This window comes from Pedobacter sp. JY14-1 (assembly GCF_029269825.1).
In the GTDB taxonomy this organism is placed as follows: Bacteria; Bacteroidota; Bacteroidia; order Sphingobacteriales; family Sphingobacteriaceae; genus Pedobacter.
This window is the reverse complement of sequence record NZ_JARJHU010000003.1, coordinates 352,506-364,319: the sequence shown is the minus strand read 5'-3', so window position 1 is coordinate 364,319 and position 11,814 is coordinate 352,506. Positions and strand designations below refer to the sequence as shown.

The 11,814-nt window shown below is 48.9% G+C and carries 9 protein-coding genes; 1 reads left to right on the top strand and 8 read right to left on the bottom strand.

Annotated elements, in window-relative coordinates:
- Positions 1-13 precede the first annotated feature (13 nt).
- The 7 genes from P2W84_RS07630 to P2W84_RS07600 form a co-directional block, all read right to left on the bottom strand.
- Complete coding sequence (locus tag P2W84_RS07630; RefSeq protein ID WP_276089529.1) at positions 14-1,228, bottom strand: quinol:cytochrome C oxidoreductase; 1,215 nt, start codon at positions 1,226-1,228, stop codon at positions 14-16.
- Between the two features lie 14 nt (positions 1,229-1,242).
- Positions 1,243-1,833, bottom strand: a complete 591-nt coding sequence (locus P2W84_RS07625; protein WP_346348955.1) for a cytochrome c — start codon at positions 1,831-1,833, stop codon at positions 1,243-1,245.
- Positions 1,826-2,362, bottom strand: a complete 537-nt coding sequence (locus P2W84_RS07620) for a DUF3341 domain-containing protein (RefSeq protein WP_276089527.1) — start codon at positions 2,360-2,362, stop codon at positions 1,826-1,828. Before P2W84_RS07620 ends, P2W84_RS07625 begins: the two co-directional genes overlap by 8 nt.
- Positions 2,363-2,364: 2 nt before the next feature.
- Positions 2,365-3,837, bottom strand: coding sequence for an NrfD/PsrC family molybdoenzyme membrane anchor subunit (nrfD, locus tag P2W84_RS07615; RefSeq protein ID WP_276089526.1), 1,473 nt, complete (start codon positions 3,835-3,837; stop codon positions 2,365-2,367).
- A 31-nt stretch (positions 3,838-3,868) separates the two neighbouring features.
- On the bottom strand, positions 3,869-6,964 hold the full coding sequence (locus tag P2W84_RS07610; protein ID WP_276089525.1) for a TAT-variant-translocated molybdopterin oxidoreductase: 3,096 nt from the start codon (positions 6,962-6,964) through the stop codon (positions 3,869-3,871).
- 48 nt (positions 6,965-7,012) lie between these two features.
- A complete protein-coding gene (locus tag P2W84_RS07605; protein WP_276089524.1) occupies positions 7,013-8,320 on the bottom strand; it encodes a c-type cytochrome in 1,308 nt (435 codons plus the stop codon).
- A 254-nt stretch (positions 8,321-8,574) separates the two neighbouring features.
- Positions 8,575-9,555: a deoxyhypusine synthase family protein gene (locus P2W84_RS07600; protein ID WP_276089523.1), complete on the bottom strand. Its 981-nt coding sequence runs from the start codon at positions 9,553-9,555 to the stop codon at positions 8,575-8,577.
- A 339-nt stretch (positions 9,556-9,894) separates the two neighbouring features.
- On the opposite strand from P2W84_RS07600, the gene P2W84_RS07595 reads away from it, so the two are divergent.
- Positions 9,895-11,025 carry a BamA/TamA family outer membrane protein gene (locus P2W84_RS07595; RefSeq protein WP_276089522.1) on the top strand — a complete coding sequence of 377 codons (1,131 nt, stop codon included), beginning with the start codon at positions 9,895-9,897 and terminating at the stop codon, positions 11,023-11,025.
- On the opposite strand, the gene P2W84_RS07590 is transcribed toward P2W84_RS07595, so the two are convergent.
- The gene (locus P2W84_RS07590; protein ID WP_276089521.1) at positions 11,022-11,807 is read right to left on the bottom strand and encodes a class I SAM-dependent methyltransferase; all 786 of its coding nucleotides are present in this window, start codon (positions 11,805-11,807) and stop codon (positions 11,022-11,024) included. The genes P2W84_RS07595 and P2W84_RS07590 overlap by 4 nt on opposite strands.
- Positions 11,808-11,814 lie beyond the last annotated feature (7 nt).

Sequence of the window (11,814 nt, the reverse complement as noted above, 5' to 3'; positions counted from 1 at the left end):
ACAGACACCAGTCCTACAAATGATGGTTCAGGCTCTCCTGCAGGAACGGGTGGTTCCTGGCGATCAAAGGTTTCTTGCTCAATGCGTTCAGTACTGTAAAGGTAAACAAACCTACAAAACCTAATGCAATTCCGATTTCCAGTGCACCGAAACCATGGTGTTCCTCAACAGTACCCGGCATAATCATCTGATAGTAATCTACCCAGTGTCCGCAAAGCACGACGATTGATACCGAAAGCAGCACATTTTCATGACGCTTGTTGTCTCTGTCCATCAGCAGCAATACTGGTGAAAGGAAGTTCATAATCAGGTTCAGGTAGAACCAGAACTCATAATGTTCAAAACGTTTGTAGAAGTACACGGTCTCTTCCGGAATGTTTGCATAATAGATCAGCATAAACTGTGCAAACCAGGTATAGGTCCAGAAAATAGAGAAACCGAAGATAAATTGTCCGAGATTGTGCAGGTGGCTGTTGTTGACCCAGCTCATATAACCGGCCTTTCTCAGCAGGATGATGATCACTGCTATGGTAGCCAGGCTGCTCACCCACATTGCAGCGAAGTTGTACCAGCCGAACATCGTGGAGAACCAGTGTGCTTCCAGTGACATCACGGTATCAAAAGCAAATACAGGCGTAGTGAAGCCATAGATGACCAGGAATATGCAGGAATACTTAAAGCTCTTCCTGTAAGAATTCAAGCCGCCTTCAACATCCTCGTTGGCCGAAAGTTTAGAAAGCAACACCGCAAATATGCTGTACAAACCCAGGAAAATTACCTGCCGCCCCATAAAGAAAGGCACGTTCAGGAAAGAAGACTTTCCGTCGATCAGCTTGTCATAATTAGGGCTGTTCGGGTCTGTAAGGCCGTCAGCGTGCCAGTGGTGGTAAAGGTTATGTGTATATAAGCCTGCGCCAATTACAGCGATCAGGATCACTACCGCTATCGGCAGCGTCTTTGCCATAGCCTGAGGTACACGTAGTATAGAAGCAGACCAGCCGGCCTGTGCAACAAACTGTACAGCAAGGAAAAAAGCTCCGGACATACATACGCAGGCAAAATAATAGGCCATCAGCAGCAGGTTAGCAAAAGTACGCTCATGGAGCTCCTTCACAAATAAGCCATAGATGATCGCTGCGGCACCGATAGCGATACCGAGAATGCTCAGCGTTTTGGCTTTACCTGTAAACTCAAACTGCTCGGATAAATTATAATTATGAGTTCCCATTTATTTCTTCTTTACTATTTAGCTTTTTGTAATTCCTGTACATAAAGTACAACTTTCCATCTCTCATCAGGTGTCAGCTGCGATGCGTAAGAACCCATCATGTTCAGACCGTATTTAATGGTATGATAGATCTTACCGGCAGTCAGGTCCTTCATCAGGCCACCCCTTGAAGAGGCTTTCTCAGGATCGTGGAAAGAAGGTACTCCGCTGAACTTTTCGATCTTCACCAAGTGTCCCTGTCCGTCGCCCTTTTCGCCATGGCAGGGTCCGCACATGACCATATAAAGATGCTGGCCCTGTTTAAGGTTTTCCTCTGTGGCCTGGAGCTTATTCACCAGACTGGCACCTGCGGCCTCATAGCCCTCTTTGTTGTTCGGGTAAGTATCCTCTTCAATAAATCCTACAGGAGCAGTGTGTGCCGGTGGAACCTGCGCAGTCTGTCCGTTCGCAAAGTTCCTGTTCGGCTGGTCATAATTATACGCCAGCGGATCATACATGTTCCTTGCATATTCCAGTCCTGTGCTCTGCTTGTCCCGGCAGGCAGAAAATACTACCGCACTGGCCAGGATACAAAACGAGGCTAAAACTACTCTGTTCTTATTCATAGCTAACATACTTCCTTTCATTGTACTTTACTTCCAAAGCACCGGCATCTTTTAATAAACCATCAATTTTACTGTGTTCGATGTTCTGCTTCGCATCTATCGCAATGATGAACCTGTCGTCAGTAGCCCTAAGGTCCATAACCCTGGGTGCCCTTCCCGGGAACAGGTGTGTCGATGCATAATAAGCGCCCACAAGGCTGAACGCACAAAACAATACGGTAAGTTCGAACATGATCGGAATGAAATCCGGAAGAGCCAGTGCAGGCTTACCGCCAATATTGTGTCTCCAGTCCACCACAGAGGTCAGGTAGATCAGCGCAAAAGCTGAAGCCGTACCGGTAAGACCGCAGAAAAAAGCCAGCACATCCAGTCTGGACCGCTTCACACCCAGCTTTGCTTCGATACCGTGGATGGGCATTGGTGTATATACATCGTAGATTTTAATGTTGTTCTCCTGCAGCTTCTCGATGCCGTGCATCATTTCGTCAGGATCACCAAAACTGCCTAAAATATATTTGATATTACTCATTGTTATAGCTTTGCGTATTCCTCTTGTTTAACACTATCAAACTTGTTCAGCGAGTCGATGTACTCGGCAACATACTCCTTGTTCAGATGGCCTTCCCTGATCTCCTCCATTTTGCTCTGCTCGCTTGCAGACTTCAGCAGGAGCTTCACTTCGGCGATCGCGATAGAAGGCAGCGCCCTCAGGAACAGCAGGAATAAGGTAAAGAACACACCGATGGAACCGACGAATACACTCACATCCACCCATGTCGGATAGAACATCGCCCAGCTGGACGGAATGTAGTCCCTGTGCAGCGAGGTCACGATGATCACGAAACGCTCGAACCACATACCGATGTTCACCACGATCGAAAGGATCCAGGTAGCCGGGATATTGGTACGGATCTTTTTGAACCACAGCAGCTGCGGAGAGATCACGTTACAGGTCATCATCATCCAGTAAGCCCACCAGTAAGGACCGGTAGAACGGTTGATGAACGCATACTGCTCATATTCAGAACCTGAATACCAGGCAATGAAAAATTCTGTAAGATAAGCCACACCCACGATAGAACCGGTCAGCATCACAATCTTGTTCATGGACTCGATGTGGAACATGGTAATATAGTTCTCCAGTCCAAGTACCTTACGGGCAACCAGGAGCAGCGTAAGTACCATAGCGAAACCCGAGAAGATCGCACCGGCCACGAAGTAAGGCGGGAAGATCGTCGTATGCCATCCAGGGATGACCGAGGTCGCAAAGTCCATAGATACGATCGTGTGTACCGAAAGTACAAGAGGGGTAGAGATACCGGCAAGAATCAGCGAAACCGCTTCAAAGCGCTGCCAGGTCTTTACGCTACCGCTCCAGCCCAGTGAGAAGATCGAATAGATCCTGCGTCTGACACCAGTTGCACGGTCACGGATGGTTGCAATATCCGGCAAAAGACCGGTATACCAGAACAACAGCGATACCGAGAAATAAGTAGAGATCGCAAACATGTCCCAAACCAGTGGCGAGTTAAAGTTGACCCAAAGCGAACCGAACTGGTTTGGCAATGGAAGTACCCAGTAAGCCAGCCATGGGCGACCCATGTGCGAGACCACATAAGTAGCGGCACAGATTACTGCAAAGATCGTCATCGCCTCAGCAGAACGGTTGATCGAGTTCCTCCAGTTCTGGCGGAACAGCAACAGTACCGCAGAGATCAGCGTACCCGCGTGACCGATACCTACCCACCACACGAAACCGGTAATGTCCCAGGCCCAGCCTACAGTTTTGTTCAATCCCCATGCACCGATACCGAACCAGAATGTATAGCTCACGGCAACCACCCAAAGTGTAGCACCGCAGAGCGCCATGATAAATCCAATCCACCAGGCTCTGTTCGGCTTGTTCTCTACCGGCATCAGGATATCATCCGTAATCTTTGCATACGTGATGTCGCGGCCGGTAATTAGTGGTTCTCTTAATATTGATTCCTTATGTCCTGACATAATCTATATTCTATTTAATATCAGTATCTGCTTATGCGTGAACTGTTGTACCTGTATTTCTAATTTTTGTCATGTAACCAATGCCTGGCTGAACGTTGATCTCTTCCAGCACATAGTAAACACGTTCGCTGCGCAATGCTTTCGAAACCTCAGAATCCGGATCATTGCCGTCACCGAAAATGATCGCATTCGCAGAGCAGGCCTGCTGGCATGCCATCTGGATATCGCCATCTTTCAACGGACGCTTCTCGATCTTGGCCTGCAGTTTTCCGGCCTGGATACGCTGGATACACATCGAGCACTTCTCCATAACACCCCTTGAACGTGCGGTCACATCCGGGTTCAGCAGTAACTGGGTGAACTCATTGTTCAGGTAATTATCGAAACGTGAATCGTTCCAGTAGTTGAACCAGTTGAAGCGGCGCACTTTGTACGGACAGTTGTTCGCACAGTAACGGGTACCTACGCAACGGTTGTAAGCCATATGGTTCAGGCCGTCCGAAGAGTGTACCGTAGCCAGTACCGGACAAACCGTCTCACAAGGCGCATGGTCGCAGTGCTGGCACAGCATCGGCTGGTGCACTACAGACACGTCGTTCATGTCCTTCTCCTCCAGGTGGCTGATCTCTTTCTCCTTTGTCACCGAACTGATGCCCGCAGAATGTTCGCTATGCTTACCTCCGCTTCCAGCCGCACCTTCCTCATCATGTCCGCTTTCTACGTTATAGCTATAATAACGGTCAATGCGGATCCAGTGCATCTCCCTGCGGCGGCGTACCTCGTCCTTACCCACAACCGGGATATTGTTCTCTACGTTACAGGCTACAATACAGGAACCGCAACCTGTACAGGCATTCAGATCGATTGCCATTACCCAGTTGTTACCCGGTTTTTCGTATTTGTCCCAAAGGTCGTAGGTCTTATGCTTTGCATGATCGTTGCCCGATCCTGCTGCAGGATTCTTTTTATAAGCTTCGAACGTAGCTTCACGGATCACGTTCCTTCCCTCAAATGAGTGGTGGGTCTGTGTCTGCGCAAGCTCTTCGCGGCTTCCGGTACCACTCAGTTTAACTGTCGTGGTATATTTTGTCGTACCATTGGTGAAGCTGGTAAAAGGATAAGCATTCTTACCTACTCCGTCGCCGCATTTACCTGACTTCGTACGACCGTAACCCAGCGCAACGGCAGCGGTTCCCTTAGCCTGGCCAGGCTGGATCATCACCGGAAGATCTATAGAATAACCTTTATCATCCTTAATGTTCACCACATCGAATTCCTTGAAGCCAAGCTCTTCCGCAAACTTAGGTGAAAGTGCGATGTAGTTATCCCAGGTCACCTTAGATACAGGATCAGGCAATTCCTGCAGGAATGCGTTATTGGCATATTTACCATTACGGATCGGCGCACTCTCGTAAACGATCAGCTCAATATCCTTGGCCAGTGACTTGCTGTTGCTCAGAACGGCAGGCACAACTGCAGACAACGAAAGCGAGAAGGTATAGCTGCCCGCAGGTTTGGCAGGCGTATTGATCACACCGCTTTGCAGCAGGTCTGCCCAAGTCTTACCGGCTGCAGGCAGGATATTTGCCTCCCAGTAGTTGCGCACATACTGATAGTACTCCTTAACCGGAGCGTCAGACCAGGCCAGCAAGCTTTCCTCAGCCTGTCTCGAGTTGAATACCGGGTTGATCGTTGGCTGAACGATGGAATAAAAACCTTCGTAGCTGTTGGCATCACCCCATGACTCCAGATAGTTGTTGCTGATTGCAACGACATCGCAAAGTGAGGCTGTTTCATCCGCACGGTCAGCGAAGGACACTTTCAGACCAACTTTAGCCAGTCCATCTGCAAAGCCTTTGGCATTTGCCGTATCATAAGCAGGGTTGCTGTCGAGCACGAATACCGCGCCGACCTCACCTCTGTTCATTTCATTGATAAATTCCGCGAACTCCGCATCGTTGCCCGCAAAACGCTTACATGGATTATCCAGGTCGATCGTCGTTCCGTAACTTCCGATCGCAGAGTTAATCGCATTCACCAGGATCTGGGTAGAGACGTCGTTTGATCCGCAGACCACCAGCGCCCTGCCCTTGTTCTGCAGCAGTTCTTTAGCAACCAGTTTGATGGCCTTGTCGGCCACCGTATTGTTGCCCAGGGTACCGCCTGAAAGACCTGCCCCTGTCAGTGCATTATATAATGCGATCAATGCAGGACCTTCCTCAGAAAGTTTGATCGGCACGCGCGTATCCGCGTTGGTACCTGTCAGGCTCATGGCCGCCTCAAACTGGAAGTGGCGCGACATCTTACCATTCTTCAGTGACTTCATGTCCCGGTTGGAAACATACTGCGCAGTGAATTCCTCGCCGCTGATCCAGGTACCCAGGAAGTCGGCGGCAAAGCTGACGATCAGGTCGGCTTTGTCAAAGTTATATTTAGGCACAACCGCCTTGCCGAAGCTGTTCTCATTGGCCTTGATGATACCGGTATAGGAAACTGCATCGTACTGGACGTGCTTTGTATTCGGATAAGCACCAGTGAAATCGGCAATCACGTTTCTGGCAGAAGGACTGTTCACCGAAGCGGAAACAATACGGATCTTTTTGCCGGAAGCCTTCACCTTGTTCAACTCAGAGGTAACAAACTTATCGATCTCTGCCCAATTGCTTTCCGCGTTTTTCAATACCGGGTTTTTCAGTTTCGATACGTCGTAAAGGTCGAGTACAGAAGCCTGCGCCTGCGCGTCAGTTCCCCTGAAAAAGCCACCCGCATTTGGGTTCGGCTCAATCTTGATCGGCCTTCCTTCCCTGGTTTTTACCAGTACGGGCTGACCGTTAAAGCTCGACACATAATAGTTCGGAATACCCGGAACAACCTCTTCAGGCTTGATCAGGTAAGGAATAGACTTGTGCACCGGGGCAGTCTGACAAGCTGCCAGTGATACCGCGCCCAGGCCAAAGCCCAAAGCCTTCAGGAAATCACGGCGAGGGGTCACCGTGCTCAGCCCTGCTTCACTTAAAACATCTTCAATCGGAAGCGGTTCAGCAAATTCGTTCTTGTTTTTCTCAACAAAATCCGGAGTCCTGTTTAACTCTTCTAAACCCTTCCAGTATTTTTTATTGCTTTCCATTTAAGCTATATTACTGTTTATCGAACGTTCTTCTTTTACTTAACTCTATTAATAGTGACACTTACCGCACTCCAGTCCGCCCAATGCAGCAGGCGTAAGTTTTTCACCTTTTTTGATCTTCTCGTGTGCCTCGATGATCTTGTCATAGAATGCGTTGCCTTTTACTTCCAGTTGCGTTTCCCTGTGACAATTGATACACCACTTCATGGTCAGCGGAGAATACTGGTAGATCTCTTCCATGGTATTTACCGGACCGTGGCACGCAAAGCACACCGGCTCGTTCGGCTGCAGGCCTTTTGCCTTTCTGATAGCTTCCTCGGCAACTACTACGTGTTGTGAGTGGTTGAAGTAAGCAAAGTCAGGCAGGTTGTGTACACGTACCCACTCGATAGGCTTTTCCTTGGATTTATCATAAGTCATGGTCTCCGGATCGTAACCCACCGCAGTGTAGATCTTCTGAATCTCTGGCGAGATCTGACCATCGTATTTATCGGTAGCCTGAACAGCCTTGTGGCAGTTCATACAGATATTGGCCGAGGGTATGGTCGAATGCTTCGATTTGAACGCACCCACGTGACAGTACTGACAGTCGATCTGGTTTACGCCAGCGTGCAGTTCGTGGGAGAATTTAATCGGCTGCACCGGCTGATAACCCGTATGCACACCCGTATCCCACATACCCATCCACCCGTAGGTACCCAGGGTAATTACCAGCATCAAAATGAAGAAGAACACAAATTTCTTGTTCCTGAACAATCTTTTTGTTCCTTCCGCAAAGGACACTTCCTCTTCTTCCACCACTTCAACGCCACGTTTCTTCAGGATAAGACGCTCCAGCAGCTTGATCGCGCGGCCCAGTACCACCAGGACAATGATCGAAATGATGATGATCGCCGCAACGCCTGCAATAGAGAAGTTGGACACGCCTTCAGCGGCAGCTTCGCCTCCGCCCTGCGCACCGCCTTCCGCAGCACCATCCTTCTTAGGCTCGCCTGCCTGCGCATAGGCAATGATGTTTTTGATCTGCTCGTCAGTCAGACGCGGAAAGGCAGTCATCTCTGCAGGAGAGAATTTGGAAGCCTCCACTGCCTGAGGATCGCCGGAGGCGATCAGTGCAGGAGAATTCCTGATCCACTTGATTGCAAAGGCCTCGTCAAGTTCTTTCAGCTTAGGGGTCAGCGCAGGGCCGGTACTGTTGCGGTCCAGCTGGTGACAGGAAGCACAATTTTCCTTGAACAGCTTGCGGCCCTCTACCGGATCTTGCGCCCGTGTTGCAGAAACGATTAAAACAGATAGAGCCGTAAATAGTAGCGCCGACTTCCAAACTCTTCTAACGATCAATGAGATATCCCTCATAATGAGTGTTTTATACTATTTTTTAAATAACTTAATATACGATGTTGATGTTTAAACTCAGGTCCTCCATCAAAACGTCCACAAAAGTAAAATTTATAAACTTACCAATGACAAAGAAATGACAGTAAATACAATTTATAATCAGTCTAAACAACCTCCTTAATCCCCCTTTAAACGAAGAAAATCAGCAATTTTTAAAAGATTGCTGATTCTCTTTTCCCATCCTTTGCACAGACAGGATTTGTGAATATGAATTACATTTTTAGTATCCAGGCAAACATAAGCGGAGCCACGATTGTTGCATCGGATTCCACGATGAACTTAGGCGTATGGATGTCCAGCTTGCCCCAGGTAATCTTCTCATTTGGCACGGCGCCGGAGTAAGAACCGTAGGAAGTAGTCGAATCAGATATCTGGCAGAAGTAGCTCCAGAAAGGGATATTCTCCATTTCCATATCCTGATACAACATCGGTACCACACAAATCGGGAAGTCGCCTGCGATACCTCCGCCGATCTGAAAGAAACCAATGCCCTTGCCTTCACTGTTGGCCACATACCAATCCGCAAGCCAGGCCATGTATTCGATACCACTCTTCATCGTAGCAGCCTTCAGTTGTCCCTTGATCACGTACGAGGCAAAGATATTGCCCATGGTGGAATCCTCCCAGCCCGGCACTACGATCGGGAGGTTCTTTTCCGCTGCCGCCAGCATCCAGGAATTCTTCGGATCGATCTCATAATACTGTTCCAGATCACCGCTCAGCAGCATCCTGTACATGTATTCATGAGGAAAATAACGCTCGCCGGCGTCCTCGGCATCCTTCCAGACCTTGTAAATATGCTTTTGTAATCTTCTGAAAGCCTCTTCCTCAGGGATACAGGTATCCGTTACCCGGTTATAATGGCTTTCCAGCAGGTCCCACTCGTCCTGAGGGCTCAGGTCGCGGTAATTGGGCACCCGCTTATAGTGAGAATGTGCGACAAGGTTCATAATGTCTTCCTCCAGGTTGGCGCCGGTGCAGGAAATAATGGAAACCTTATCCTGACGGATCATCTCTGCAAGGGATATACCCAGTTCGGCGGTACTCATGGCACCTGCCAGGGTGATCATCATTTTACCCCCTTCGTCCAGGTGGGCCTCATAGCCTTTGGCCGCATCCATCATGGCCGCAGCGTTAAAATGGAGGTAATTACGCTCCATAAACTGAGATATAGGTCCTCTCGTAGTACTCATCTTGCTATATTCGATTAACAGTTATTGCTTTTTTCCGCAAAAATAGTCATTAATTCCTAACCCGCGCCATTAAAACTTCGGCATCCGGGCCTCCGCCTTATCAAGGCCCTACCAAAGCGCGCACTCAACCCACCTCCCACCCACAGTCAACCCACAGTGAACCCACGTTTTTGCTAAGAAAAAGGTGGGTTCACCATAGATAGCGCATTTGCAGACCCTGGGTTGAAACCGGCCAATGCCCGTGCCTTCTTTGGTTCCAGCCGCAAAGCCGGGCATCCGGCCTGGCCCCAAAATTGCCGGTGGCCTTTTAAAACCAAAACTTTATACTATTTTAGTCAGATGAAGAGAGTCTCGCTTTGCACAGCACTGGTTGTTATCGCTGCAAACGTATCCGCACAAAAGAAACTGATCGAACGCTACCTGTCCAGCAAAACGGACTCCTCAAGAAAGGCCAGTTTTATGCCTGTGCCCGTATTCCGGTACAGCCAGGAGATCGGCGCCGAATTCGGCCTGGGTGCCATTTATTCGACCTATCTCGACCGCAAGGATCCGGAAAACCGGAGTTCAAATTTCTCTACAGTACTTTCAGCATCGACAAAGGGACAGTACAACATTTCCCTCAAAGGCGATATCTGGACTGAGAAAAATACACATCACTACATCAGCGAGATCCGTTTCCGCAAAATGCCGTTTGATTTCTTCGGTATTGGCAACGAAACGCTGGAAGCCGATAAAGACCGCCTGGAACAAGGTTCTGTAAAGATGATCTTCGAAGCAGAAAAACGACTTGCACCCAAGCTCTATACGGGTGTCTCCGCTGGTTTTGAAACCTATCACTTTGAAGACCTGGAACCCGGGGGCACCTTTCCCGCCAATGATGCCCTGGTGCACAAAATAGGAGGGTCAGTAGTCTATTTCGGACTTTCCGAGAGTTACGATACCCGCAACTCGAACAACTATACGACTAAGGGCTTCATGGGCCGGGTAACTTATCAATATGCTCCGGATTTCTTTGGCGGCGAGAACTTTACGGGCAGCCTGATCCGCGTGAATGTGCGGAACTTCTGGCCCCTGTCCAAAAAATTCGTATTGGGTATAAATGGCCTCTACCATACCGTACAGGGCAAAAGAACCCCTTTCTATATGCTTCCGCAAATGGGTAATGATGAAATGATGCGGGGTTATTATACCGGACGTTACCGCGACCGTAACCTGCTGGCTGCACAGGCAGAGCTGCGTTACCGGTACAACAGCCGCTTCGGGCTGGTGATCTTCGGTGGCACAGGACAGGTATTCGGCTACAGCGATTTTGCCATGAAAGCTTTTAAACCTTCTTACGGCGGCGGCGGCCGTTATTTCTTTGATCCGGAAAAGGGGCTCAGCGTACGTGTCGATTATGGCGTTGGTGAAAAACGCCCCGACGAAAAACGCCAGACTGGCTTTTATATTAGTCTGGCTGAGGCGTTTTAAAACTTCAGCTTAAAATGCTCTTTTGCCTGACCCTTTCTGAAATAGACCAGTCCGATCCAGAAAAGGTCTACGGTAACCGTCACTTCGGGGTGTGCCTTGATCTCCTCCCAGGCTTCCTTCATACCCTGGCTCCAATAGATGTCATCAAAAATAAGTAAAGTCTCTTCATGAGCCTTTGGCAGGCACCATTGAAAATAATTGAGCGTTGCTTCCTTACGGTGATTGCCATCAATGTAAACGAAGTCCAGCTTGCCTGAAAGCGAGCCCAGTACTTCGGGAAACACCTGATCGAAATTGCCGACCTTCAGGGCAATATTCTGCAATCCCAGCTCGCCGAAATTGCGCCCGGCTACCGCAGCTGTCTGGGGACAGCCCTCAATGGTAAGTACATTGGCTTGCGGACAGGCCCTGGAAAGATAAGCGGTAGTAATACCCAGACAAGTCCCCAGTTCAATGATATGGTGAGGCTGATGGTACCGCGCCAGCCTAAAGATGAGCTGGGCAAGCGATGGCTTCTTCAGCGCGTTCTTTGCAATCTGGCTAACCGTTTTGGTACGGTTTGTATTCAGATGCGATCCGGCACCCAGATCAGTCACCGTGACTTCAGAAGCGTCATTAAAAAGTTTTTTTCTTTGTTGCTCGATCTCTGTATATTCGGTTTTCGGCTTAAAGTCGTAAATTACTTCGTCCGCTAGCTTATAAATAAAGGGAGAATGAGTACCGTGACGTGTATTTGCCGTCAGACGGTGTCTGAGGTAGTCCAGGAGAAATGCAAAAGCCATGGCCCAA

Coding starts and splice junctions, on each gene's coding strand:
- P2W84_RS07630 (WP_276089529.1), bottom strand. CDS start 1,228: ATGGGAACTCATAATTATAATTTATCCGAGCAGTTTGAGTTTACAGGT.
- P2W84_RS07625 (WP_346348955.1), bottom strand. CDS start 1,833: ATGAATAAGAACAGAGTAGTTTTAGCCTCGTTTTGTATCCTGGCCAGT.
- P2W84_RS07620 (WP_276089527.1), bottom strand. CDS start 2,362: ATGAGTAATATCAAATATATTTTAGGCAGTTTTGGTGATCCTGACGAA.
- nrfD (WP_276089526.1), bottom strand. CDS start 3,837: ATGTCAGGACATAAGGAATCAATATTAAGAGAACCACTAATTACCGGC.
- P2W84_RS07610 (WP_276089525.1), bottom strand. CDS start 6,964: ATGGAAAGCAATAAAAAATACTGGAAGGGTTTAGAAGAGTTAAACAGG.
- P2W84_RS07605 (WP_276089524.1), bottom strand. CDS start 8,320: ATGAGGGATATCTCATTGATCGTTAGAAGAGTTTGGAAGTCGGCGCTA.
- P2W84_RS07600 (WP_276089523.1), bottom strand. CDS start 9,555: ATGAGTACTACGAGAGGACCTATATCTCAGTTTATGGAGCGTAATTAC.
- P2W84_RS07595 (WP_276089522.1), top strand. CDS start 9,895: ATGAAGAGAGTCTCGCTTTGCACAGCACTGGTTGTTATCGCTGCAAAC.
- P2W84_RS07590 (WP_276089521.1), bottom strand. CDS start 11,807: ATGGCTTTTGCATTTCTCCTGGACTACCTCAGACACCGTCTGACGGCA.